17 protein-coding genes are annotated in these 25,184 nt (G+C 62.7%); 12 read left to right on the top strand and 5 right to left on the bottom strand.

Going from position 1 to position 25,184, the window contains the following annotated elements; genetic code table 11:
* Positions 1-88 precede the first annotated feature (88 nt).
* Positions 89-418, bottom strand: a complete 330-nt coding sequence (locus NKJ00_RS28115) for a MoaF-related domain-containing protein (RefSeq protein WP_352632060.1) — start codon at positions 416-418, stop codon at positions 89-91.
* Positions 419-631: 213 nt separating this feature from the next.
* On the opposite strand from NKJ00_RS28115, the gene NKJ00_RS28110 reads away from it, so the two are divergent.
* The 8 genes from NKJ00_RS28110 (at position 632) to NKJ00_RS28075 (ending at position 10,175) form a co-directional block, all read left to right on the top strand.
* Positions 632-1,663, top strand: a complete 1,032-nt coding sequence (locus NKJ00_RS28110; protein WP_164892874.1) for a LacI family DNA-binding transcriptional regulator — start codon at positions 632-634, stop codon at positions 1,661-1,663.
* 219 nt (positions 1,664-1,882) lie between these two features.
* Entirely contained in the window at positions 1,883-3,328 is a 1,446-nt protein-coding gene (locus tag NKJ00_RS28105; protein WP_352632058.1) for a homospermidine synthase, read from the top strand.
* A gap of 183 nt (positions 3,329-3,511) precedes the next feature.
* Positions 3,512-3,889, top strand: a complete 378-nt coding sequence (gene omp10 / locus NKJ00_RS28100; RefSeq protein ID WP_127259982.1) for an outer membrane lipoprotein Omp10 — start codon at positions 3,512-3,514, stop codon at positions 3,887-3,889.
* A 187-nt stretch (positions 3,890-4,076) separates the two neighbouring features.
* Positions 4,077-6,062 (top strand): 5'-nucleotidase C-terminal domain-containing protein, encoded by a 1,986-nt coding sequence (locus NKJ00_RS28095; RefSeq protein ID WP_352632056.1) that lies wholly within the window; start codon positions 4,077-4,079, stop codon positions 6,060-6,062.
* Positions 6,063-6,298: 236 nt separating this feature from the next.
* Positions 6,299-7,363, top strand: coding sequence for a ferrochelatase (gene hemH / locus NKJ00_RS28090; RefSeq protein ID WP_352632054.1), 1,065 nt, complete (start codon positions 6,299-6,301; stop codon positions 7,361-7,363).
* A 52-nt stretch (positions 7,364-7,415) separates the two neighbouring features.
* Positions 7,416-8,627 (top strand): NAD(P)/FAD-dependent oxidoreductase, encoded by a 1,212-nt coding sequence (locus NKJ00_RS28085; RefSeq protein ID WP_352632053.1) that lies wholly within the window; start codon positions 7,416-7,418, stop codon positions 8,625-8,627.
* Positions 8,628-8,748: 121 nt separating this feature from the next.
* Entirely contained in the window at positions 8,749-9,699 is a 951-nt protein-coding gene (locus tag NKJ00_RS28080) for an SPFH domain-containing protein (protein ID WP_127259978.1), read from the top strand.
* An 11-nt stretch (positions 9,700-9,710) separates the two neighbouring features.
* Positions 9,711-10,175, top strand: coding sequence for an NfeD family protein (locus tag NKJ00_RS28075; RefSeq protein WP_352632051.1), 465 nt, complete (start codon positions 9,711-9,713; stop codon positions 10,173-10,175).
* A gap of 52 nt (positions 10,176-10,227) precedes the next feature.
* Here the strand turns inward: NKJ00_RS28075 and NKJ00_RS28070 are convergent, their stop codons facing one another.
* On the bottom strand, positions 10,228-11,229 hold the full coding sequence (locus NKJ00_RS28070; protein ID WP_352632049.1) for a KpsF/GutQ family sugar-phosphate isomerase: 1,002 nt from the start codon (positions 11,227-11,229) through the stop codon (positions 10,228-10,230).
* 250 nt (positions 11,230-11,479) lie between these two features.
* Here NKJ00_RS28070 and NKJ00_RS28065 point away from each other — a divergent pair, with 250 nt between their 5' ends.
* Complete coding sequence (locus NKJ00_RS28065) at positions 11,480-13,267, top strand: outer membrane beta-barrel protein (RefSeq protein ID WP_352632047.1); 1,788 nt, start codon at positions 11,480-11,482, stop codon at positions 13,265-13,267.
* A gap of 40 nt (positions 13,268-13,307) precedes the next feature.
* On the opposite strand, the gene galU is transcribed toward NKJ00_RS28065, so the two are convergent.
* On the bottom strand, positions 13,308-14,213 hold the full coding sequence (gene galU / locus NKJ00_RS28060; RefSeq protein ID WP_023810070.1) for a UTP--glucose-1-phosphate uridylyltransferase GalU: 906 nt from the start codon (positions 14,211-14,213) through the stop codon (positions 13,308-13,310).
* 209 nt (positions 14,214-14,422) lie between these two features.
* On the opposite strand from galU, the gene NKJ00_RS28055 reads away from it, so the two are divergent.
* Together NKJ00_RS28055 and NKJ00_RS28050 are read left to right on the top strand one after the other, a co-directional pair.
* The gene (locus tag NKJ00_RS28055; protein WP_352632045.1) at positions 14,423-15,643 is read left to right on the top strand and encodes a lytic murein transglycosylase; all 1,221 of its coding nucleotides are present in this window, start codon (positions 14,423-14,425) and stop codon (positions 15,641-15,643) included.
* Positions 15,644-15,770: 127 nt separating this feature from the next.
* Positions 15,771-16,985: an SGNH/GDSL hydrolase family protein gene (locus NKJ00_RS28050; RefSeq protein ID WP_352632043.1), complete on the top strand. Its 1,215-nt coding sequence runs from the start codon at positions 15,771-15,773 to the stop codon at positions 16,983-16,985.
* 161 nt (positions 16,986-17,146) lie between these two features.
* On the opposite strand, the gene NKJ00_RS28045 is transcribed toward NKJ00_RS28050, so the two are convergent.
* Together NKJ00_RS28045 and gltB are read right to left on the bottom strand one after the other, a co-directional pair.
* The gene (locus tag NKJ00_RS28045; RefSeq protein WP_352632041.1) at positions 17,147-18,601 is read right to left on the bottom strand and encodes a glutamate synthase subunit beta; all 1,455 of its coding nucleotides are present in this window, start codon (positions 18,599-18,601) and stop codon (positions 17,147-17,149) included.
* 140 nt (positions 18,602-18,741) lie between these two features.
* Complete coding sequence (gltB, locus tag NKJ00_RS28040; protein ID WP_352632039.1) at positions 18,742-23,478, bottom strand: glutamate synthase large subunit; 4,737 nt, start codon at positions 23,476-23,478, stop codon at positions 18,742-18,744.
* A 510-nt stretch (positions 23,479-23,988) separates the two neighbouring features.
* On the opposite strand from gltB, the gene NKJ00_RS28035 reads away from it, so the two are divergent.
* Positions 23,989-25,038: a threonine aldolase family protein gene (locus NKJ00_RS28035; protein WP_352632037.1), complete on the top strand. Its 1,050-nt coding sequence runs from the start codon at positions 23,989-23,991 to the stop codon at positions 25,036-25,038.
* The last annotated feature ends 146 nt before the right edge of the window (positions 25,039-25,184 follow it).

Raw genomic sequence — 25,184 nt, 5'->3', positions numbered from 1 at the left:
TCCTCCTCCATTAGGGAAATCGATGACAGGCACTTCAGCAGATCGGAGTCCGGCCGCACGCGGTCGGCCGGGCCAAGACGCGGCAGTGTCACGCCACCGCAACGGATTGAATGGCACCTTGGGCACAGAAGAGCTGCCCATCGGCCAGACGCGCATAATTATGGACGATCCCGTTTTCATGATCCTGCAACTGCACGATGAAGTTGCCGCTCTGCTCCGTCCAGCTCATGAGAACGAGGTTCGGGCGTACGCTGGTCATGTCGATCTTGACCATCTCGTCAATTTTGGTGGCACCGATCGACGCCTGCACATGCAATTCCTCCGGCGAGAAAAACGTCAGCCGGGGTACGAACGGGCCGAAAACGCAGTCGAAAGACTTACCGACAAGCGAGGCTGGAAAAACATTGGTTTCTGCCATGACTCTCTCCTTGGGCATGGCCGCCGCTGTGACCAAGCCTTTTGACAATCTCCGTTGTTTCAGACGCGAAATATAGCAGATATGTTTATTTGGAGCGCTCCAAGTGATACGATCCCCCTTTTTCACTTTCGAGTCAACGAAATTCTTGGAGCGCTCCAAAAAATGGTCTAACTGAAGGGAAATGGGTGAATCACAATGCCAACGCTAGCCGATGTGGGCAAGGCTGCCGGTGTCTCCCGGGGCACTGTTTCCAACGTCTTCAACCGGCCGGAACTGGTCAGGCCTGAATTGCGCCAACGTGTTGAAGCGGCCGCGAGAGCGCTCGGATTTGGCGGCCCCGACCCGAAAGGACGATTGCTGCGGGATGGCAAGTTCAATGCCATCGGGTTCATGCCACCTGGCGCCTACGCCATCGCCGAGGTGATGAGAAGCCCCTATGGCCGCGAGTTGGTGCTGGGCGTTTCGCTCGCCTGCGACGAGGCCGGAACGACGCTCAGCCTTGTAAACGGCACCGACAATACCCGCTTCGCCAGCATCCGCGAGGCCCTCGTTGACGGCTTCATCCTTGGTCACAGCGGGGACATCGGTCTCATAACATCGGCACAACGACGGCGCCTGCCCTTCGTCATTCTCGAAAATGACGCAGGTCCCGACATCAATTCGATAAAGATCGACGGCAGAAGTGGCGCGGTCGCCGCCGTCCGGCATCTGACCGGGTTAGGGCACCGGCATTTTGCCATCCTTTCCATACGGAGGACTCCAGGCCCTCCGATCGTGCACATGCCCGGACAGGCAGAGCGCCCGCTTCTAGCCGGCTTCTCACTCGACGACGAAAGGCTCGACGGTTTCAAACAGGGTTTGGCGGAGGCGAACTTGTCGATCGACGATGTTCCGATCATCGAGACGACGCCGGGCGATCCATCTGCTGGGGCGGTGGTATTCGACAATGTGCCCGAAGCAACCGCAATCCTGACCATGTCGGATTGGCAAGCGATCACAATACTCGACGAGGCGGTTCGTCGTGGCATAGAGGTGCCGCGCCATGTGTCGGTTATCGGCTTCGATGGCACTGCCGAATCCGCACGCACCACGCCTCCGTTGACGACTGTCGCGCAAGACGTGATCGGAAAAGGCAGGCTCGCCGCCCGCATGGTTCTTGACAATCAACCGCCCCGCCAAGTCGTTCTGCCCGTGGAACTGGTGGTTCGGGCGTCCACAGCCGCTCCGAGGGCAAAAATCCGTTAAACCGGTGCGCTTGGCGAATGGGCAAGCTCAGGCTCGGATAGAGCCACTCATCCACGGTTTCGGCCTTAACCACGTAGCCAACGCAGCGTAGCCGCTGGTTGGCGCTTTTCGCTGGTTTGTGACAATGATCTATGATGTAGCGCATGGCCGCCGGGCAGAAATTCCCGGTTTTGCGCGTGTTTTCCCAGTTTCCTGGGTTTTGAAGGAGTGCTCGATAAAATGGCGAATGAAAACTGGCCCGTTTACGGTGAGATCAGCGGCCCCGTCGTGATGATCGGCTTCGGCTCGATCGGCCGGGGAACGCTGCCGCTGATCGAACGCCATTTCAAGTTCGACAAGTCGCGCATGACGGTCATCGACCCGCGCGACACCGACCGCAAGCTGCTCGACGAGCGCGGCATCGCCTTCGTCCAGGAAGCGGTGACCGAGAAGAACTACAAGAAGCTCTTGACCCCGCTTCTGACCAATGGCGGCGGCCAGGGCTTTTGCATCAACCTGTCGGTCGATACCGGCTCGGTGGATCTGATGCGGCTCTGCCGCAAGCTCGGTGTGCTCTACATCGACACCGTCGTCGAGCCGTGGCTCGGCTTCTATTTCGACGCCAACGCGGACAACGCCAGCCGCACCAATTACGCGCTGCGAGAGTCGCTGCTCAAGGAAAAGCACGACAAGCCCGGCGGCGCTACGGCGGTCTCCACCTGCGGCGCCAATCCAGGCATGGTCTCGTGGTTCGTCAAGCAGGCGTTGGTCAATCTCGCCACCGATCTTGGCCTGGAATTCTCGGAGCCCGCGCAGGACGACCGCGAGGGCTGGGCCAAGCTGATGAAGAAGGCCGGCGTCAAGGGCATCCATATCGCCGAACGCGACACCCAGCGCACCAAGAAGCCGAAGCCGATGAATGTGTTCTGGAACACCTGGTCGGTCGAAGGCTTCATCTCCGAGGGCCTGCAGCCTGCCGAACTCGGCTGGGGCACGCATGAGACGTGGATGCCGAAGAACGCCAAGAAGCACAAGCAAGGCTCGAAGGCCGCCATCTATCTGGAGCAGCCGGGCGCCAACACGCGCGTGCGCTCATGGTGCCCGACGCCCGGCGCGCAATACGGCCTGCTGGTGACGCATAATGAGGCGATCTCGATCGCCGATTTCTTCACCGTGCGTTCCAAGAAGGGCAAGGTGCATTACCGCCCGACCTGCCACTATGCCTACCATCCCTGCAACGACGCGATGCTGTCGCTTGACGAGATGTTCGGCGCCGCCGGCAAGCCTCAGCCGGTGCATCATGTGCTCGACGAGAACGAGTTGATCGACGGCGTCGACGAACTCGGCGTGCTGCTCTACGGCCACGACAAGAATGCCTACTGGTACGGCTCGCAGCTGTCGCTCGCCGAGGCCCGCAAGCTGGCGCCCTATCAGAACGCCACCGGCATGCAGGTCACCTCGGCGGTGCTCTCGGGCATGGTCTGGGCGCTGGAAAACCCCGAGGCCGGCATCGTCGAAGCCGACGAGATGGACTACAGGCGGTGCCTGGAAGTGCAGTCCCAGTATCTCGGACCGGTCAAGGGCTACTACACCGACTGGACGCCGCTCGATAACCGTCCCGGCCTGTTCCCGGAAGACCTCGACCGGAACGACCCGTGGCAGTTCCGCAACATCCTTGTGCGATAGCAGCACCGCCTACCTGCCTCACTGCCTTGCAATCGCCCGGAAATCGGGCGATTGAAGGGATGCGGACCACAGCGATACGTGTTCATCTGGACGCACGTCGCTCTGGAAACTTGGATGCACGCCTCGTGCCTGTCGAAAATCGATTCCGATTTTCGGGCCGATGCGAGAGGAGAGGATTTTCACATGATCATTGCGCGCAAAATTCTTTCGATGAGCGTGGCGGGTGCCATTGCGACGATGCTCGCCGCCTGTGCGACCAGCGGCCCCGATGAACCGCCGATGGCAGCGGCGCCGAAAGGCGTCGAGGGCTCGTGGATCGACGCCAAGGGCACCGGCCTGTCGACCTTTGCCGGCGGTACCTTCACGACCGTGGCCACCGACACCGGCCAGAAGCTTGCCGACGGCAGCTACACGATGACCGGCGCCACGTCGGTGCAGATCAACGGCACCTCGCTGATCCGCCAGACCGCGGTCAGCTTCAACTGCCTGATGGTGTCGACAAGCCAGCTCAACTGCACCAGCTCCAGCGGTCAGAATTTCGTGCTGACAAGGCGCGTCTGAACCCACGACCATTCGTTTTCCAAGGACGGCGGCCGGTTGGCCGCCGTCCTTTTTTATGCCGGCAAAGGGTCCCGGATTCCGCTTGCGTCATCCGGAACGCGATGGGAACATGGCCGAAGTGCCGGCTGTTATGTTCCAGTCAAGCAACGGCGCTAATGGCCTCTGATCAGCTTTCCGGGAGACGAAGATGAAGAAGCTTGCCGCCATTGCAGCCCTGTCAGCCTCAGTACTCGGCCTGTCGGCCGGCGCGTCCTTTGCCGACTACACGCTGAACATCCTGCATATCAACGACTGGCACAGCCGCATCGAAGGCAACAACAAATATGAATCGACCTGCTCGGCGGACGAGGAGACCAAGGGCGAGTGCATCGGTGGCGCGGGCCGGCTGATCACCGCGATCGCCCAGGAGCGCAAGAAGCTGGAAGGCCAGAACGTGCTGCTGCTCAGCGCAGGCGACAATTTCCAGGGCTCACTGTTCTACTCCACTTACAAGGGCAAGGTCGAAGGCGAATTCCTCAACGACATGAAGTTCGATGCCATGGCGCTCGGCAACCATGAATTCGACGACGGCGAAGTGGCCCTGGCGCCGTTCCTCGACATGATCAAGTTCCCGGTGCTCGGCGCCAATGTGAAGGCCAACGCGCAATCCAAGCTCGGCGACCGCATCAAGCCGTCTGTTGTCGTCGAGGTCGGCGGCCAGAAGATCGGCATCATCGGCGCGATCACCAACGACACGCCGGACCTCGCTTCCCCCGGACCCAACGTCACTATAGAGGACGACGTCAGGTCGATCACCGCCGAGGTCGAGAAGCTCAAGGGCGAAGGCGTCAACAAGATCATCGCCGTGACCCATATCGGCTACAGGCGCGAACGCGACGTCATTGCCAAGATCCCGGGCATCGATGTCGTCGTCGGCGGCCACAGCCATTCCCTGCTGTCGAACACCGATCCGAAGGCCGAAGGCCCCTACCCGACGATGGTCGACAATCCGGACGGCTACAAGGTGCCGGTGGTGCAGGCGGCGTCCTACTCGAAATATCTCGGCGAGTTCAAGGTGGTGTTCGACGACAATGGCGTCGTCAAATCGGCCAGCGGCGACCCGATCTATCTCGACAAGTCGATCACCCCCGACCCGGCCGTGCTCGCCCGCATCAAGGAACTTGGCGCGCCGATCGAGGCGCTGAAGAACAAGGAAGTGGCGGAAACCACCGACGTCATCGACGGCAGTCGTGAGAGCTGCCGCACCCGAGAATGCGCGATGGGCAACCTCGTTTCCGACGCCGTCCTCGACCGCGTCAAGGGACAGGGCGTCGAAATCGTCATCTCCAATGGCGGCGGCCTGCGCGCCTCGATCGACAAGGGCACCGTCACCATGGGCGAGGTGCTGGCCGTGCTGCCGTTCCAGAACACGCTGGCGACCTTCCAGATTTCGGGCAAGGATCTGGTGGCCGGCCTCGAGGGCGGCCTCAGCCAGGTCGAGGACGGCGCCGGGCGCTTCCCCCAGGTCGCCGGCCTGAAATATTCCTTCGATAAATCCGTCGCGCCCAATGCCGGCCGCGTCAAGTCGGTGGAAGTCATGGAAGGCGGCGCCTGGACGCCGATCAAGCCGGACAAGGACTATCTGGTCGCAACCAACAACTATGTCCGCCAGGGCGGCGACGGCTACAAGATCTTCGCCGACAAGGCCAAGAATGCCTACGATTACGGCCCCGGCCTCGAACAGGTGGTTGGCGACTATCTCGGTGCCCACCGACCCTACACGCCAAAGCTCGACGGCCGCATCACCGAAATAGCCGCGACCGTCGCCGCGGCGCCTGCGGCCCCGGCAACCGATCCGGCTGAAGCCGCCAAGCCTGCTGAAGCGGCACCTGCAATGCCTGAATTGCCGGCCAACTCGGGCGATATCGCCAACACACCACCGGCCATATCGACGGAAGGAGCACCTCCCCCGCCAGCGCCACCAGCCGCGCCGGCTCCGGCCGAGCCGGCAAAGCCAGCGGAGGCGGCGCCGGCCGAAGCCAACCATGTCATCGTTGCCGGCGACACCTATTGGGATCTGGCCAAGAAGGCCTATGGCGACGGCGCCAAATGGAAGGTTATTTCGGGTGCCAACAAGGGCTATGAGCCGCGCCGGCTTCCTGTCGGCGCAACGCTGACCATCCCGCCGAAATAGCCTCGCTTATATGCCTGAATGACACCGTCCGTCCGAAAACCGGACGGGCGTCCTGTTTTCGGGCTAATGCATGTCGCCCAAAAGTGAACTCGGTTTTGGGAGAACGACATGCATAAAAACAAAGACTTAAAGCGGGTCGTCTGAATCCATTCAGACAATCCGCTTTAAGGTGCGGCCAGACGCTGCATTGAATGCGCGCGCAAGATGGTTAGGTTCGCGTCTTCCGGAGAACCCTTATGACGCTTCCCACCCCTGCCGAACCCAAGGCCGCAAAGGCGCTCGGCCCGTTGCCCGCTGGGCATCCGCCGGTCAAGGCGGGCAAGATCGGCGTCATGCTGGTCAATCTCGGCACGCCCGACGGCACCGATTTCAAGCCGATGTGGCGGTATCTGCGTGAATTCCTGTCCGACCCGCGCCTCATCGAACTCAACAGGGCAATCTGGTATCCGATCCTCTATGGCCTTGTGCTCACCACGCGGCCCAAGAAGTCGGGCGCCAACTACGCACGGATCTGGAACCGGGAAAAGAACGAGTCGCCGCTGCGCACCTATACCCGCGCCCAGGCCGAAAAGCTGGCCGACGCGCTGAGCGACCTGCCTGATGTCGTCGTCGACTGGGCGATGCGCTACGGCAACCCTTCAACCGCCAGCATTGCCCAGCGTCTGGTCGACCAGGGCTGCGACCGCATTCTTTCCTTCCCGCTCTATCCGCAATATTCAGCGACGACCACGGCAACAGCCAACGACCAGCTGTTTCGCGCGCTGATGAAAATGCGCCGTGCGCCGGCCGTCCGCAGCGTGCCGCCCTACTATGACGAACCGGTCTATATCGAAGCGCTGGCGCGCTCGATCGAACGGCATCTGGCGACGCTGGACTTCGAGCCGGAGGTGGTCATCACCTCCTATCACGGCATTCCAAAACCGTATTTCGAGAGGGGCGACCCCTATCATTGCCACTGCCAGAAGACGACGCGGCTGCTGCGCGAACGGCTTGGCTGGGATGACAAGAAACTGATCATCACCTTCCAGTCGCGCTTCGGCGCGCAGGAATGGCTGCAGCCCTATACTGACAAGACGGTGGAAAAACTCGCGCAGGACGGCGTCAAGTCGATCGCCATCGTCAATCCCGGCTTTTCCGTCGACTGCATCGAGACGCTGGACGAGATCGGCCGCGAGGCGGCCGAAACCTTCCACCATGCCGGCGGCAAGAATTTCGCCCATATCCCTTGCCTCAACGATAGCGCGGAAGGGATGGCGGTGATCGAGGCCATGGTGCGGCGCGAACTGTCCGGCTGGGTCTGAACCGGAACAACGCCTGCTCCGAGGCGTTAAGGCGCGCCCTCCGGAGAATTCGATGTCCCGCAAACTCGACCTCAGTAGTGGCCGGCCCGTGTGGTCCGCCTATCGGGCGCCTGCGGTACCGACGGACAGCCTGATCCGGGACGTCAAGACGGATGTGCTGATCGTCGGCATGGGCATCAGCGGCGCCATGATGACCGAGGCGCTGACGGCCGATGGCCATCGGGTGATCTGCATCGACCGGCGCGGCCCGCTGAAGGGCTCGACGGCCGCAACCACCGCACTGGTGGCATTCGAAATAGACCAGCCTCTCTCCACGCTCTCGAAGATGGTTGGCAGAGCCTCGGCCCAGCAGGCCTGGCGACGCTCGCGGCTCGCCGTTTCCAATCTCGCCGGACGGATTGCCGAACTCGGCATCAACTGTGGCCTGAGCCGCATGCCATCACTCTATCTGGCCGGCACGATGCTTGGTCCGTCGGAACTGCGCGACGAGGCCGAGGCACGTCGGCTAGCCGGCATCGGCGCCATCTGCTTAACCCGACAACAGCTAGCTGAGAAATTCGGCATCGACCGCGAAGGCGCCATTCTCGGCCACGGCAACATCGCGCTCGACCCGCGCAAGCTGACGGCTGGGCTGCAGCTGAAATCCCTGGAGCGCAAGGCACGCTTCTATGCCCCCGTCGAAGCCACAATGATCGAGGACAGCGCCGAAGCTGTTGTCGTCGCGACCAGGGATGGCCCAACCATAACCGCACGACATGTTGTTCTGGCCACCGGCTACGAACTTGTCGACATCGTGCCGGCCGCGGCCCACCGGATCATCTCGACATGGGCGATTGCGACACGCCCGCAACCGCGAAAGCTCTGGCCGGACGCAGCATTCATCTGGGAAGCGTCGGAGCCGTATCTGTATATGCGCACGACGGTCGACGGCCGGGTCATATGCGGCGGCGAGGACGAGGATTTTATCGACGAAGCGCGGCGCGACGAGCTGATCGCCGACAAGAGCACACGCATCGCCGAGAAGCTCGGCCTGATATTTCCGCATCTCGACACCAGACCCGATTTTGCCTGGACCGGCTCGTTCGGCACCACGACCACCGGCCTGCCTTATATCGGCGCCATTCCCCGCCACCCGCGCATCCATGCGGTGCTGGGCTACGGCGGCAACGGCATCACCTTCTCGCAGATCGCTTCCGAAATTGTCCCGGCTTCGATCAACGGGCTGGATGACACGGATGCAAGGCTGTTCGCCTTCAACCGCTGAGTGCAAACCTATAAACAATCCATCATCACCTGATTGTAACGCATCTGAAACACACTTAAGTCTTTGGTGAAGTCGGCTGCGCGAGAATGGCTTGAGTGGCCTTCGTCTGAGGGAGAGCCAAATGGATTTCAGTGGTTTCGATATTGCGGTTGGTGCACTTGCCCTTCTGGTATTGGTGCTGCTGATCAAAGGCATCAGGACAATCCCGCAAGGCTACAACTATACGGTGGAGCGCTTTGGCCGTTACACCAAGACACTGAGCCCGGGTCTCAATTTCATTTACCCGTTCATCGACCGCATCGGCGCCAAGATGAACATGATGGAGCAGGTGCTCGACGTCCCGAGCCAGGAAATCATCACCCGGGACAACGCCATCGTCGGTGTCGACGGCATTGCCTTTTTCCAGATCCTCAACGCGGCGCAGGCCGCCTACCAGGTTTCCGGCCTGCAGAACGCCATCCTCAATTTGACGATGACCAACATCCGTACCGTCATGGGTTCGATGGACCTCGATGAACTCCTGTCGAACCGCGACGCCATCAACGAGCGCCTGCTGCGCGTCGTCGATGAAGCAGCCCACCCGTGGGGCATCAAGATCACCCGCGTCGAAATCAAGGACATCAACCCGCCGGCCAACCTTATCGAATCGATGGGCCGGCAGATGACCGCGGAACGCAACAAGCGTGCCCAGATCCTTGCCGCCGAAGGCCTCAAGCAGTCGCAGATCCTCGAGGCCGAGGGCCGCAAGGAAGCCGCCTTCCGCGATGCCGAGGCGCGCGAGCGCTCGGCCGAGGCGGAAGCCCGCGCCACCCAGGTGGTGTCGGAAGCGATCTCCAAAGGAGATGTGCAGGCGCTGAACTATTTCGTAGCGCTGAAATACACTGAAGCGCTTGGCAGGATCGGCACGGCCACCAACAGCAAGATCGTGCTGATGCCCTTCGAGGCATCGTCGCTGATCGGTTCGCTCGGCGGTATTGGCGAGATCGCCAAGGAAGTCTTCCGCAGCGAAGGCACGACCGGCTCGCAAAGGCAGGCCGCGCGCCCGCCGGTCGTTCGCCCAACCGACAACTGAGGTCGAAACCAATGATCGACCGCATCGTTTCCGAACTCGGCCCGTGGAACTGGATGGTACTCGGTTTCGTCCTGCTGGTGATGGAAATCATCGCACCGGGTATCTTCATGCTGTGGATCGGCATCGCCGCGCTGATCATCGGCGCTGTGTCGCTGCTGGTCTGGGACGCCGGCTTCTGGACCTGGCAGGTCCAGGTCCTCGCCTTCCTGGCGCTGTCGCTGGTCTCGGCCTATGTCGGCAAGAAGCTGGTCGGCAGCCGCAATGACCCGACCGACCAGCCGCTGCTCAACCGGCGTGGCGCGCAAATGGTCGGCAGGATGGCGACACTTGCCGAACCGATCCGGGATGGACGCGGCCGCATCAAGCTGGGCGATACGCTGTGGCGTGTCTCCGGGCCGGATTTGCCGGCCGGCACGCAAGTGCGCGTAACGGGTGCGGCCGATACGGATCTGGAACTGACCGTCGAGGCGGTCTGAACGAGCGCGCAGATTCAGGTCAGGCCGGCATCACCTGAATATCAGCACACCCTTAGGCGGCGCCGATGCGCAGCAGGTCGTGCAGGTGGATGAGGCCGACTGGTTTCCGGCCCTCCACCACCATCAGGCTGGTGATGGCTGAATTGTTGATCGTTTGCAGCGCCGTTGCCACCAGCGTGTCCGGCGTCGCGGTCTTCGGGCCTTTTGTCATCACCTGATCCACCGTCATCGCCAGCAGATTGCTGCCGATGTGACGGCGGATGTCGCCATCGGTGATGATGCCGACCAGCGCACCGTCGGCGTCGGTGATCGCGACGCAGCCAAACCCCTTGCGCGACAGTTCCAGGATCGCGTCCTGCATGCCGGTGCCCGCGACCACCACCGGCAGCCTGTCGCCGACATGCATGATCTCGCGAATCTGTGTCAGGTTGGCGCCGAGCTGTCCGCCCGGATGAAAGGTGCGGAAATGGTCCGGCGTGAAGCCGCGTGCCTCGAGCAGCGCGATCGCCAGCGCGTCGCCCATCACCAGTTGCAGCAGCGTCGATGTCGTCGGCGCCAGGCCGTGCGGACAGGCCTCTGGAGCGCGCGGCAAAAGCAGCACCACGTCCGCCGCCCTTGCCAGCGCCGATGTCTCTCCGGCGGTGATGGCGATCAGCGGAATGGAAAAGCGCCTGGAATAGGCGACGATGCCCATCAGTTCCTTGCTCTCGCCCGACCACGACATGGCGATGATGGCGTCGTCCCTGGCGATCATGCCGAGATCGCCGTGATTGGCCTCCGCGGGATGGACGAAAAAGGCCGGCGTGCCGGTCGAGGCCAGCGTCGCCGCGATCTTCGAACCGATATGGCCGCTTTTGCCGACGCCGGTGACGATGAGCCGGCCTTCAATCCCCGAGATCATCTCGACCGCCTGCGCGAAAGGCGCGGCCAATCCGTTCTCCAAGGCCTCGGCAAGGGCTGCAACCCCAGCTTGTTCTGTCGCCACCGTCCTCAGCGCCGAAGCGATCGAGGCTTGCCTGTCCGAAGGCTTCTTATCCAGGGATCCCGCATGCATGGCTGATGCGATTAGCGCTTTGCCGGCGCGCTGTCCAACAGAAATGGCCCAAGGCATGTTGCCCGAACGTGCGCGGTGGTTTTTGACGACGGCAGGCGCGAAAACCAAAAGCTTGACGCACGCGGTATGAATGCCTTTGGAAATCAGCGCTTCAGGCGGCTGACGGGCCGCCGCCTCAACTCTCCGTTAACCATCCCCATTTACGGTTCGGTAAGTATGGCGCGCGTGCGCCGCGCAAGCAGTGGTGGCGATGTTCGGGGCCCAGCCAGAAAATTCGACAGGACGAAAGGGCAAGGCGGTCTGCGCCTTGCTGCTGGCAACCAGCATGTTTGCCTTGCTGCGCCCGACTGCGCTCCATGCCCAGGAAACCGAACTGCGCGGCGAAGTTTCGGAATCGGCGATCCTGTCCGACCAGCAGCGCAAGGCGAGACAGCTGGCCCTGGCAGCGCAGGGTCAACAGCCGGCCAATGCCGCGCAGGACAATGCGCCGGCCCGCACCTACCTGCCGGCCAGCGCCGGTGCCGTGCCTGACGACGCCGACACTGGCGACGCCACCGCGACCGGCAGCCTCTTCGACCCGCCGGCAGCCACTGACGACACGTCCGCCGACACTGCCGCGCCGCCCAAGCCTCGCCGCCGCTCATCGACCGCCAGGCAGAATGCGGCTGACCAGGCCAAGGACAAGGCTGCCGACAAATCGAAAAAGAAGAAATCGACGGCCGATACCACCGACATCACCGCTTCCACGACCGCCTCCACGACGGATGCCACCGATGGTGAAGAGACCGATACGGACACTGCCAACCGCCGCGCTCTCACCATCGACAGTGCCGACAGGCAGAAGCTCGACCCAGGCGCGGAGCGCACGGACGCCATCGAAGGCCAGAAAAAGAAGCCGGAGGATGATCCATTCGCCGCCACCGGCGTCAAATGGGGTTCCTTCGTCATCCGGCCGACGATCGAACAGGGCCTGACCGCCACATCGAACGGCGATTCGAGCAGTGCCGGCAAGTCGGCGCTGCTGTCCGAGACGGCGCTGCGCTTTTCAGCCGCCTCCGACTGGCGCGAGAACTCAGCCACGATCGACGGCTATGGCCGTTTTCGCGAGACCGTCTCGGGTTACCCGGTTCACGACGAGCAAGGCCGCATCGAAGGCCAGCTCAATGTCGACCTCGACAATGAGTTGCGCGCCATCGCCAAGCTCGGCTACGAGGCCGTGCCGGAATCAGCATCATCGCCGGACGCCATCGCGGGCGTCAGCAAGCAGCCGTTGCGACAGACCATCGATGGCAGCCTCGCCGTCGAAAAGCATCTCGGCAAGATGCAGTACACGTTGACCGGCGCGGTCTCGCATGACTTCTACGGCGACGCCAAGCTCTCGGACGGCACCTCGCTGTCGCAGAAGGATCAGGACTCCACGCTCTACACGGCGACGTTGCGCACCGGCTACGAGATCTCCCCTGCCCTGACCCCTTTCACCGAAATCGAGGTCGGCCGCCGGACTTATGATCAACGCATCGACAATGAAGGCTTCGAGCGCTCGTCGACGCGGCTCGGCGCCCGCGCTGGCCTTGCACTCGATATGGGTGAGAAGCTGTCGGGTGAATTCTCGGCCGGCTGGCTCAGGGAAGCGATCGACGACAAAAACCTTGATGCGATCTCTGGTGCCACCGTCAACGCCGACCTCAAATGGTCACCCGAGCGCGGCACAACGATCGGCCTGACCGGGCGGACCACCGTCGAGCCCACGACCACATCGGGCGAAAGCGGCAACATCCTCTATTCCGGTCGCCTGACCGGCGAGCGCCAGATTCGCGCCAACCTCACCGCCAATGCGGCTCTGGGCCTCGACTGGCGTGATTACATCGGCATCGACGGCCATGACAGGGTGTTGAGCGCCGAGGCCGGACTGACCTGGTGGTTGAACCGCTACGCCGGCCTGACCACAAGAGTGAGGACCGAGAAGCTGACCAGCAATCTGCCGGGCCGGGACTACACCGCCAACAGCATCTTCCTCGGCGTGAAGGTGCAGCGCTGAACGGCCGCACCAACGACATCCGGCCGCTCGCTATAATACCTTAAAACGCAGCGCCGCGGCGCTCAGACGGCTTCAACTCGTCCAGAAGCGTGCGGATGACGCCAGCCATGTTCTCGTTCATGTCGCTGCGCCACAGCGCGAAGGCGACGTTGGCCTCGACGAAGCCTTCCGGCGATCCGCAGTCGAACGTGCGGCCCCGATAGTGGTAGCCGTAGAAAGGCTGCTGCTTTTCCAGCTTCAGCATGGCGTCGGTGAGCTGGATCTCGTTGCCGGCGCCTTTTTCCTGGCCTTCGAGGATCTTGAATATCTCCGGCTGCAAGATGTAGCGGCCGTTGATGTAAAGGTTGGACGGCGCGGTGCCGGCCTTCGGCTTTTCCACCATCTCGGTGATGCGGAAACCGTGATGCGTGTCCTCGCCGCGGCCGACGATGCCGTATTTGTGGGCTTCGGCGGGAGCGCATTCCTGCACCGCGATGATGTTGTTGCCGGTCTCCTCGTAGAGCTCGACCATTGCCTTCGTGCAGCTCTTCTCCGACTGCATGATCATGTCGGGCAGCAAAAGCGCGAAGGGCTCGTCGCCGACGAGCTCGCGGGCGCACCAGACGGCGTGACCAAGTCCCATCGGCACCTGCTGGCGTGTGAAACTGGTCTGCCCCGGCGCCGGCTGCAGCCGTTGCAGGCGGGCGAGCTGGTCGTCTTTGCCGCGCTGGGCCAGCGTGTCATAGAGTTCGAACTGGATGTCGAAATGGTCCTCGATGACGGCCTTGTTGCGGCCGGTGACGAAGATGAAATGCTCGATGCCGGCCTCGCGCGCCTCATCCACCACATACTGGATCACCGGCCGGTCGACGACGGTCAGCATTTCCTTGGGGACAGCCTTGGTGGCCGGGAGAAACCGTGTGCCGAGACCAGCGACCGGGAAGACTGCCTTGCGAACTCTCTTCATGCTTTCAATTATCCGTTTGAGGGCCAGCTCCGCAATCCCCGTTCCAAGACATTTTCGCGCCGGAATTGGGGACTACTGGGCAACTGAGAGGAATGTCCACCGGTAAAGCTTCGAAGCGTCTTTTCGTTCCCGGTGGCGCCTATGGTAAACTAATTCCTAACCTGGTTCGGCGATGAATGGTCTTTCCTGAGACAGAGAAGGAGGAAAAGATGTCCGTTCGCAATGCCGCAAAACGTTTTACCAGCGTCATAGCGGCAGCCAGCCTATCGCTCGCTCTGCTGATGCCTGGCCCCGCTTTCGCCGATGCCGGTTTCCGGCAGTGGGTCGCCGGCTTCCGCGCCACCGCCGTGCAGAGCGGCGTTTCCGGCGCCCTCTACGACCAGGCCTTCAGGAACATCAGGGATATCGATCCGGTGGTGCTGGAAAAGGCGCGTACGCAGCCTGAATTCACGGCCCCTGCCTGGGACTATTTCGACAACCGCGTCCATGACCAGTCGGTCGCCGTCGGCCAGCAGATGGCCAGGAAATGGAAGCCGTGGCTGGATCGGATCGAGGCCAGGTTCGGCGTCAACCGTTACATCCTGCTGGCCATCTGGTCGATGGAATCGAACTATGGCGAGATCCTCAAGCGCGACGACATCATGCGCAATGTCGTGCGCTCGCTGGCGACCTTGGCCTATGCCGATCCGAAGCGGGCGAAATTCGCTCGCACCCAGTTGATCGCCGCACTGAAGATCCTGCAGACCGGCGACATCGACGAAAGCCATCTGAGCGGATCCTGGGCCGGCGCCATGGGCCATACCCAGTTCATCCCGACCAGCTATCTCCACTATGCCGTCGACATGGACGGCAACGGCAAACGCGACATCTGGAATTCGATTCCCGATGCGCTGGCGACCTCCGCCAATCTGTTGAAGAAGAATGGCTGGCAGGCCGGCAAGACCTGGGGCTACGAGGTTGCCTTGCCCGCTGGAAAGCTTCCCGGCGGCTCGAAAACACTGTCGCAATGGCAGGCGCTCGGCGTGGTCAGGGCCAACGGCAAGCCGTTCAAGAACGGCTCCGACAAGGCGACGCTGAAGGTGCCGGACGGCCGCAACGGGCCGGCCTTCCTGATGATCAAGAATTTCACGGTCATCAAAGCCTACAACAATGCCGACAAATATGCGCTTGCCGTCGGCCTTCTTGCCGACGAAATCGCCGGCTCCAGCGGTCTCGTGCAGGACTGGAAGCGGCCTTTCACCAAGCTCACTTTCGAGGAAAGGCAGGAGCTGCAGCAGCGGCTTTCCCAACATGGCCTTTATGACGGCAAGTTCGACGGCAAGATAGGCGACGGCTCGAAATCAGCCATCTTGGCTTTCCAGGCCAAGGCCGGCTTGACCCAGGACGGTTACCCGAGCATGGAAGTGCTGAAGTGGCTCCGGCAGAAATAGAGCCGCCTGCGGTGCCGCGCGGCCTTTCGGCCGCGCAAAGGACGCTGTAGCAATCTGGTTGGCGCAAAGTCCGTTTGAAAAGTACGACTTTTCAAAAAAGGGCTGCGCCAAGGGATGGAGGAAACGATTGGCTTCGGCTGCGCGCATCGCAGGGCTTGTTCGTCGCATGCCGGTGCTCATCCTGGCCGTGATCGTGCTCACCGTCGGTGTGGCTGGCGCCTTTCATGCGCCCGCAATGGCGCAGGAGCAGCAAAACCGCGGCTGGTCGCTGCGCGACCTTCTGTTCCCGCGCCGCAGCGAGCGCATCGAGCCGCCGCAGGACATCCAGAAAGCAAGGCCCAGGCCCAAGGCGAAAAAACCCCGCGCCCCTCGCCCGCCCGCGGAACCGGAAATCCCGGTGGTCGACAAGGCACCGGACGCCCGCACCGTCCTGGTAGTCGGCGACTTCATGGCGGCCGGCCTCGCCGAAGGCCTCGACACCGCCTTTGCCGAGAATACCGGCGTCAGGATCGTCGTTCGCAGCAATGGCTCGTCCGGCTTCGTACGCGACGACTTCTACAACTGGCCCGAACAGATCAAATCGCTGATCGAGACCGAAAAACCTGCCGCCGTGATCGTCATGCTGGGTTCCAACGACCGCCAGCAGATGAAGGTGGGAGACGTGCGCGAACAGCCCCGCTCTGAAACCTGGACCAAGGAATATGAGCGCCGGACCGAGGCGTTCGGCAAAGCTATCGCGGAGGCAAAGGTACCTTTCCTATGGGTCGGCATGCCGGCGTTCCGGGTGCCGAAGATGACCTCCGACATGCTGGCCTTCAACGACATCTACCATCAGGCCGCTGAAAGCCATGGCGGTGAATTCGTCGACGTCTGGGACGGCTTCGTCGATGAGAACGGTGCTTTCGTCACCAGCGGCCCCGACATCAACGGCCAGCCGGTGCGGCTGCGCGCCGATGACGGCATCAACGTCTCGAGGGCGGGCAAGCGCAAACTCGCCTTCTATACCGAAAAACCGCTGCTGAAGATTCTCGGCCTGACCGCGCCGGGAAGCGTGGTTACGCCGTCCGCTCCGGCGGGCGCCCCTGTCGAGGCGCCGGCGCCGGCCGCGGCACCCATCGTCATCGACCGCACCGCGCCGATGCTGCTCAGCGATCCGGCACTCGATGGCGGCTCCGAGCTGCTTGGCGCGGCCCCGCCGGCGAAGGCAAGTCCGGACCTGCCCGGTGAAAAGCTTGTGGTCGAGGGCAAGGCACCGATTGCATCGCCCGGCCGCGCCGACGATTTCTCCTGGCCGCCGAAGGCTGCAGCCGCAACCGACACCACGACCGCGATCAATCGTTAGTATCGCTTCGCACCGGCTCCGAGGCCGTTTCGAAACTCGCTCCTGCGAGTCATATGATGGTGTTTTCGAGAACCGGAGCGGAGCGTACATTTGAGTACGCGAGCACCGGAAGCGCAGAAAACGCCTTCAGATGGCCGCAGGAGTAGAGTTTCCAAACGGGCTCAGCGCGGGAGGACGCTCGACCCCACCAACGCCTCGTCGATCGAGCGTGCCGCCTGGCGGCCCTCGCGGATCGCCCAGACGACCAGCGACTGGCCACGACGCACGTCGCCCGCCGCATAGAGCCTGTCCACGCTGGTCCTGTAGTCGCGGTCATTGGCCTCGACATTCCTGGAACGGCGGCTGTCGGTGGCGATCTTCATCTGCCCGTCCAATTCCCTCGCCACACCGGCCGCGGCCGGCCCGGCAAAGCCGATGGCGATGAAAGCGAGATCGGCACGAATGACGAATTCGGTACCGGCGATCGGCTTGCGCTTGTCATCGACCTCGCAGCACTTGACGCCGGTCAGTTGGCCTTCCTCGCCGATGAATTCGAGCGTCGCCACCTGGAATTCGCGCTCCGCGCCTTCGGCCTGCGAGGACGAGGTGCGCATCTTGGTTGCCCAGTAGGGCCAGACCGAAAGTTTGTCTTCCTTCTCCGGCGGCTGCGGGCGGATGTCGAGCTGGGTGACACGCACGGCGCCCTGGCGGAAGGCCGTGCCGACACAGTCGGACGCTGTATCGCCGCCGCCGACGACGACCACATGCTGGCCGCCGGCGATGATCGGATGCGACGGCCACGCCACCGACTGAATCGGTTCGCCGCCGACTCGCCTGTTCTGCTGCACCAGATAGGGCATCGCGTCATGCACGCCGCCGAGATCGTCGCCGGGAATGCCGGCCGCGCGCGGCGTTTCCGAGCCGCCGCAATAGAGCACGGCATCATGTTCGGCGAGCAGCTCGGCAACCGACTTGTCGACGCCGACATTGACGCCGCAATGGAATGTCACGCCCTCACCCTGCATCTGCTCGATGCGCCGGTCGATGTAGTGCTTCTCGATCTTGAAGTCGGGAATGCCGTAGCGCATCAGCCCGCCGGGCCGGCTTTCGCGCTCGTATACATGAACATCGTGGCCGGCGCGGCCAAGCTGCTGGGCCGCCGCCATGCCGGCAGGGCCGGAGCCGATGACGGCGACGCGCTTGCCGGTTTTCTTTTCCGGCGGATAGGGCCTGATATGGCCGGTTTCATAGGCCTTGTCGGCGATCGCCTGCTCGACCGTCTTGATGGCGACGGGAATGTCCTCGAGGTTCAGCGTGCAGGCTTCCTCGCAGGGCGCGGGGCAGATGCGGCCGGTGAACTCCGGGAAATTGTTGGTCGAATGCAGGTTGCGGATCGCGTTGTCCCAGTCGCCATTGTAGACGAGGTCGTTCCAGTCTGGGATCTGGTTGTGGATGGGGCAGCCGGTCGGCCCGTGGCAGAACGGAATGCCACAATCCATGCAGCGCGCGGCCTGTTTCTCGACCTCCTTGTCCGACATCGGCAGCGTGAATTCGCGGAAATGCCGGATGCGATCGGAGGCCGGCTGGTACTTGTGCACCTGCCGGTCGATTTCGAGAAAGCCTGTTACCTTGCCCATAGTCCAGTTCCTGCTGTCCAGATGGTACGGTTTTCGCCGCACCCGTTAACCCCTTGAGGCAGCCATGGCAACCTTTCGCACGAGGTCAAACTATCGATGAAGATGGGCCGGGAAACCTGGGCCTCCCGGCAATTCCAAATCTATTCCGCCGCCACGCCCATGCGCATGCGTTCCATCTCGATCAGCGCGCGGCGGTATTCGACCGGCATGATCTTGCGGAATTTCGGCCGGAATGTCGTCCAGTCGTCAAGGATCTCGCGGCCACGTACCGACCCGGTGTAATGCACATGGTTGGAAATCAGCTGGTAAAGCCGCTCCTCGTCATGGCTGGTCATGTCGCCGGAGACGTCGACGCGGCCCTTGTGATCGAGGTCGCCGCCATGGTGCAGCAGCCTTTCCATCAGATCGTCTTCTTCGGGAACCGGCTCCAGCTCGACCATCGCCATGTTGCAGCGCTCGGCGAAATCACCCGCCTCGTCGAGCACATAGGCGACGCCGCCAGACATGCCGGCGGCGAAGTTGCGGCCGGTCTGGCCGATGACGACGACGATGCCGCCGGTCATGTACTCGCAGCCATGGTCGCCGACGCCTTCGACGACGGCGGCGACGCCCGAATTGCGCACGGCGAAACGCTCGCCGGCGACGCCGGCGAAGTAGGCCTCGCCCTCGGTCGCGCCATAGAGCACCGTATTGCCGACGATGATGGATTCGGCCGCGACGATCTTGGCCTCTTCGGGCGGCCGGATGATGATGCGTCCGCCCGACAGGCCCTTGCCGACATAGTCGTTGCCGGCGCCGACAAGCTCGAACGAGATGCCGCGCGCCAGGAAGGCGCCGAAGGACTGGCCGGCGGTGCCGGTCAGCTTCACCTGGATCGTATCCTCGCGCAGGCCTTTGTGCTTGAAGCGCTTGGCCACTTCACCCGACAGCATGGCGCCCGTCGAGCGGTCGACATTGCGGATATCGACCTCGATCTTGACCGGCAGCTTGCTCTCGATCGCGGGCTTCGCCAGTTCGATCAGCTTGCGGTCGAGCACGTCGTCGATCGGGTGCTTCTGCCGCTCGGTCCAGTGCACGGCCTCATGCGGCGCATCCGGCTTGAAGAACATCTTCGAGAAATCGAGCCCTCGCGCCTTCCAGTGCACGATAAGGTCGCGCTTTTCCAGAAGATCGGTGTCGCCGATGATCTGGTCGAGATGGGTGTAGCCCATCTCGGCGAGCAGCTCCCTCACCTCTTCCGCCACGTAGAAGAAGAAGTTGATGACATGCTCGGGCGTGCCCTTGAAGCGCTTGCGCAGCACCGGATCCTGAGTCGCGACGCCGACCGGGCAGGTGTTGAGATGGCACTTGCGCATCATGATGCAGCCGGCCGCGATCAACGGCGCGGTCGAGAAGCCGAATTCATCGGCGCCGAGCAGCGCGCCGATGATCACGTCGCGCCCGGTGCGCAAGCCGCCGTCGACCTGCAGCGCGACGCGCGACCGCAAGCCGTTCAGCACCAGCGTCTGGTGCGTCTCGGCAAGGCCCATTTCCCAAGGGCTGCCGGCATGCTTGAGCGACGTCAGCGGCGAGGCGCCAGTGCCGCCATCATAGCCCGAAATGGTGATGTGGTCGGCGCGTGCCTTGGCGACGCCCGCCGCAACCGTGCCGACGCCGACCTCCGACACCAGCTTGACCGACACGTCGGCGGCCGGATTGACGTTCTTCAGATCGTAGATCAGCTGTGCCAGATCCTCGATCGAATAGATGTCGTGATGCGGCGGCGGCGAGATCAGGCCGACGCCCGGCGTCGAATGCCGGACCTTGGCGATGGTCGCGTCGACCTTGTGGCCGGGCAACTGGCCGCCCTCGCCGGGCTTGGCGCCCTGCGCCACCTTGATCTGCATCATGTCGGAATTGACGAGGTATTCGGCCGTGACGCCGAAACGCCCCGAGGCGATCTGCTTGATCGCCGAGCGTTCCGGGTTCTTGCCGCCGCCGGGCAGCGGCAGATAGCGGTCGGCCTCTTCGCCGCCCTCGCCGGTGTTCGACTTGCCGCCGATCTGGTTCATCGCGCGCGCCAGCGTCGTGTGCGCTTCGCGCGAGATCGAACCGAACGACATCGCCCCGGTCGAGAACCGCTTGACGATGTCGGCCGCTGACATGACGTCGTCGAGCGCCGCCTTCTTGCGGCCGGTTTCTCCGGCCAGCTTGATCTTGAACAGGCCGCGAATGGTCTGGGCGCGGGCCGTCTCGCTGTCGATCTGGGCGGAATAGTCCTTGAACGTTTCCCACGATCCCTGGCGCACGGCGTGCTGCAAGGTGGCGACAGCGTCGGGCGACCAGATATGGGCCTCGCCGCGCATGCGGTACATGTACTCGCCGCCGACCTCGAGGCTGTTGCGCAGCACGGGGTCGTTGCCGAAACCGTCATTGTGGCGGCTTAGCGTCTCGGCCGCGATCTCGTCCAGCCCGACGCCTTCGATCAGCGTCGCGGTGCCGGTGAAATATTGCTGCACGAAATCGGTCTTCAGGCCGATGGCGTCGAAAATCTGCGCGCCGCAATAGGACTGGTAGGTCGAGATGCCCATCTTGGACATCACCTTGAGGATGCCCTTGCCGATCGACTTGATGTAGCGCGTGACGACTTCGTAGGCGTCCACCTCCTTCGGCAGTTCCCCGCGCTTGTGCATGTCGAGCAGCGTGTCGAAGGCAAGGTAAGGGTTGATCGCCTCGGCGCCATAGCCGGCAAGGCAGCAGAAATGATGCACTTCGCGCGGCTCGCCGGATTCGACGACGAGCCCGACCGAGGTGCGCAGCCCCTTGCGGATGAGGTGATGATGGACCGCAGCCGTAGCCAGCAGCGCCGGTATGGCGATGCGGTCCGGCCCGACCTGGCGGTCGGACAGGATGATGATGTTGTAGCCGCCGGCGACCGCCGCCTCCGCCCGCTCGCACAACCGGTCGATGGCGCCCTGCATGCCCGCGGCCCCTTCGGCCGAGCCATAGGTGATGTCGATCGTCTTGGTGTCGAAGCGGTCCTCGGTGTGGCCGATGGAACGGATTTTTTCGAGATCGCCATTGGTCAGGATCGGCTGGCGCACCTCGAGCCGCTTGCGGCGCGAATTGCCGACCAGGTCGAAGATGTTGGGCCGTGGCCCGATGAAGGACACCAGGCTCATCACCAGCTCCTCGCGGATCGGGTCGATCGGCGGATTGGTGACCTGGGCGAAATTCTGCTTGAAATAGGTGTAGAGCAGCTTCGACTTGTCCGACATCGCCGAGATCGGCGTGTCGGTGCCCATCGAGCCCACCGCCTCCTGGCCTGTTGTCGCCATCGGCGACATCAAAAGCTTGGTGTCTTCCTGGCTGTAGCCGAACGCCTGCTGGCGATCGAGCAGGCTGACATCCTTGCGCAGCGCGCGCGGCTCGACCGGCTTCAAATCTTCGAGGATGAGCTGTGTGTTGGCGAGCCAGGTCTTGTAGGGATGCTTGGTCGCGATCTCCGACTTGAGCTCCTCGTCGGAGACGATACGCCCCTTCTCCAGGTCGATCAGCAGCATCCGGCCTGGCTGCAGCCGCCACTTCTTGACGATCTTCTCCTCGGGCACCGGCAGCACGCCGGCTTCCGAGGCCATGATGACGCGGTCGTCGTCGGTGACGATGTAGCGTGCCGGGCGCAGGCCATTGCGGTCGAGCGTGGCGCCGATCTGGCGTCCATCGGTGAAAACCACCGCCGCCGGCCCGTCCCACGGCTCCATCAGTGCCGCATGGTATTCGTAGAAGGCCTTGCGATCGGCATCCATGAGCTTGTTGCCGGCCCAGGCTTCCGGGATCAGCATCATCATGGCATGGCTGAGCCTGTACCCGCCCTGGAACAGGAACTCGAGCGCATTGTCGAAGCAGGCGGTGTCGGACTGGCCGTCATAGGAAATCGGCCACAGCTTCGAGATGTTGTTGCCGAACAGTTCGGAATCGACCGACGCCTGGCGCGCGGCCATCCAGTTGTTGTTGCCGCGCACGGTGTTGATCTCGCCATTGTGGGCGACCATGCGGTAGGGATGCGCCAGCTTCCAAGACGGGAAGGTGTTGGTCGAGAAGCGCTGGTGGACGAGGATCAGCGCGGTCTCGAAGCGCGGATCGATCAGGTCCTTGTAATAGGCGCCGACCTGGTAGGCCAGGAACATGCCCTTGTAGACGATGGTGCGCGCCGACAGCGACACGCAATAGGCGCCGATGTCCTTGTTGTCGTTCTCGGCGTAGATGCGGCCCGATATCACCTTGCGCAACAGATAGAGCCTGGCCTCGTATTCCTCGTCATCGGTAATGTCTGGCGTGCGGCCGATGAATATCTGCCGATGGAACGGCTCGGATGCCACGATGTCAGGCGCCTTCGACAGCGACGAATTGTCGACGGGCACGTCACGGAAACCGATGAGCGGAAGCCCCTCGGATTGCGCCGATTCGGCAATGATGTCCTCGATATGGGCGCGAAGGGCCACGTCTTGCGGCATGAACCAGTGTCCAACGCCGTACTGGCCGGCCGGCGGCAGGTCGATGCCCTGGGCCGCCATCTCCTCACGGAAGAATTGGTCGGGAAGCTGCACCAGCACGCCGGCGCCATCGCCGACCAGCGGATCGGCGCCAACGGCGCCGCGATGCGTCAGGTTTTCGAGCACAGCCAGCCCGTCCTTGACGATCTGGTGCGACTTCACCCCCTTCATATTGACGATGAAGCCGACGCCGCAGGCGTCATGCTCGTTGCGAGGATCGTAAAGGCCCTGGGCGGAAAGGCCGTTGGCGGTTCGGCCAATATCGGTCCGGGACATGGTTTTGACGGTTGCCGCTTTCGTCTGCGCGGCCTGACCGTTCGTCGCAGAGTGCGTCATGTCCGTCATCTCCTGTCCTCCATTCCCAGCCATTCAGGCGCTGGTTTGCCTCGGCAAGCGCTTGGCTCACCCTGATCCTTGTGGCACGTCTTGCGAAATCCTTGCCGAACCAGGCGGCTTTCCGCATGGATCGCATCTGGTAATCGTACAGGCCAGAGTCTGGCTGTCCACCTGTCGCTCGCGGCAACAGCCGGAGAGGCCCAAATGATACGCCAATCCAGCTCGTTTTGTGCGACAAAATAAGACAGCACTACTGTCCTAAATTTTTATTGCAGAAATCTGGGACGCACACAAGACCGATTCACAAAAAACTTGGGCTTTCCGCGACAGAAAATGTCGTGAAGTTGAGGAAAAACGTAAGCTTCAGTCTTCGACCCGGGCTTTGTCGGTTGGCTGGCTTTACCATTTTTCCGGCGCCTGGCCCCTTGCGGTCCGCTCGCGAAACCGGTCAACTTCAGGCTGATTTCCCCAAAACCCCGATCTCCCCAACCCCCGACCTCCCAAGACATAGGCAGATGCATGTTCTTCGCTTCCGACAATTGGGCAGGCGCCCATCCCAATATTGCCGCCGGCCTGTCGGGCAATGCCGGCGGCTTTTCCACCGCCTATGGCGACGGTGCGCTCGACCGGGCAGTCTACCAGCGCTTCAGCGAGATTTTCGAACGAGAGGTCGCGGTGTTCTTCGTCGCCACCGGCACGGCCGCCAATTCGCTGGCGCTCACCGCTTACAACAAGCCGGGCGGCATTTCCTTTGCTCATCGCGAATCGCATGTCATCGAGGACGAATGCGGCGCGCCGGTGTATTTTTCCGGCGGCTCTCGCCTGCATGAGATCGATGGCGCGCTGGGCAAGATCGATCCGCACAATCTGGAAAGGACCATCGGCCGTTTCGCACCGGAAATCGTCCATTGGGGACGACCGATGGCCGTTTCGATCACCCAGTCGACCGAGGTCGGCACCATCTACGGCCTGGATGAGATCGAGACGATCTCCGCGATCGCCAAACAATATTCGGTGCCCCTGCACATGGATGGCGCCCGCTTTGCCAATGCGTTGGTCGCACTCGAGACGACACCGGCCGAAATGACCTGGAGACGCGGCGTCGACATCCTCTCCTTCGGCGGCACCAAGAACGGCTGCTGGTGCGCCGAGGCGGTCGTGCTGTTCGATCTTGATCGTGCCAGGGAATTGGCCTTCCTGCGCAAGCGCGCCGCCCAGCTGTTTTCGAAATCGCGCTTCGTGGCGGCGCAGTTCGAGGCCTATTTCAAGGATGGACTGTGGCTGGACACCGCCCGCCACGCCAACGCTATGGCCGCACGCCTTGCCGCCGCGATCGAGGATTCGGCCACGGCCAAGCTGGCATGGCTGCCGCAGGCGAACGAGGTTTTCGCGGTGATCAAGAAAGCCGAGGCCGAGGGGCTGCAGGCCGCGGGGGCCGCCTTCTACGACTGGCACAAGCCGCATGGCTTTGACGGCCACATCGGCGAGGACGAGTTGCTCTACCGCTTCGTCACCAGCTTTGCGACGACAGCCGATGAAGTCGACCGTTTTGGCCAGCTGATCGCCTGATAACGGATATCCCCGACAACAAAAAAGCGGGGGGGGGGGGGGGGGCCGACGGGAGGGGGGGGGGGTTGTGGGTTTATTGGGGGGGGTGTGGCGGGTGTGGGTTTGGTTTGTGGGGGGAAGAGATGTTGGGGTGTTTGGGCGGGGGT

The sequence above is a fragment of the Mesorhizobium sp. M0227 genome (assembly GCF_040321855.1).
In the GTDB taxonomy this organism is placed as follows: domain Bacteria; phylum Pseudomonadota; class Alphaproteobacteria; order Rhizobiales; family Rhizobiaceae; genus Mesorhizobium.
Note: the sequence above shows the minus strand (reverse complement) of the source record. Positions and strands in the feature narration are given on the sequence as shown.

Coding starts and splice junctions, on each gene's coding strand:
- NKJ00_RS28115 (WP_352632060.1), bottom strand. CDS start 418: ATGGCAGAAACCAATGTTTTTCCAGCCTCGCTTGTCGGTAAGTCTTTC.
- NKJ00_RS28105 (WP_352632058.1), top strand. CDS start 1,883: ATGGCGAATGAAAACTGGCCCGTTTACGGTGAGATCAGCGGCCCCGTC.
- omp10 (WP_127259982.1), top strand. CDS start 3,512: ATGATCATTGCGCGCAAAATTCTTTCGATGAGCGTGGCGGGTGCCATT.
- NKJ00_RS28095 (WP_352632056.1), top strand. CDS start 4,077: ATGAAGAAGCTTGCCGCCATTGCAGCCCTGTCAGCCTCAGTACTCGGC.
- hemH (WP_352632054.1), top strand. CDS start 6,299: ATGACGCTTCCCACCCCTGCCGAACCCAAGGCCGCAAAGGCGCTCGGC.
- NKJ00_RS28085 (WP_352632053.1), top strand. CDS start 7,416: ATGTCCCGCAAACTCGACCTCAGTAGTGGCCGGCCCGTGTGGTCCGCC.
- NKJ00_RS28080 (WP_127259978.1), top strand. CDS start 8,749: ATGGATTTCAGTGGTTTCGATATTGCGGTTGGTGCACTTGCCCTTCTG.
- NKJ00_RS28075 (WP_352632051.1), top strand. CDS start 9,711: ATGATCGACCGCATCGTTTCCGAACTCGGCCCGTGGAACTGGATGGTA.
- NKJ00_RS28070 (WP_352632049.1), bottom strand. CDS start 11,229: ATGCATGCGGGATCCCTGGATAAGAAGCCTTCGGACAGGCAAGCCTCG.
- NKJ00_RS28065 (WP_352632047.1), top strand. CDS start 11,480: ATGTTCGGGGCCCAGCCAGAAAATTCGACAGGACGAAAGGGCAAGGCG.
- galU (WP_023810070.1), bottom strand. CDS start 14,213: ATGAAGAGAGTTCGCAAGGCAGTCTTCCCGGTCGCTGGTCTCGGCACA.
- NKJ00_RS28055 (WP_352632045.1), top strand. CDS start 14,423: ATGTCCGTTCGCAATGCCGCAAAACGTTTTACCAGCGTCATAGCGGCA.
- NKJ00_RS28045 (WP_352632041.1), bottom strand. CDS start 18,601: ATGGGCAAGGTAACAGGCTTTCTCGAAATCGACCGGCAGGTGCACAAG.
- gltB (WP_352632039.1), bottom strand. CDS start 23,478: ATGACGGACATGACGCACTCTGCGACGAACGGTCAGGCCGCGCAGACG.
- NKJ00_RS28035 (WP_352632037.1), top strand. CDS start 23,989: ATGTTCTTCGCTTCCGACAATTGGGCAGGCGCCCATCCCAATATTGCC.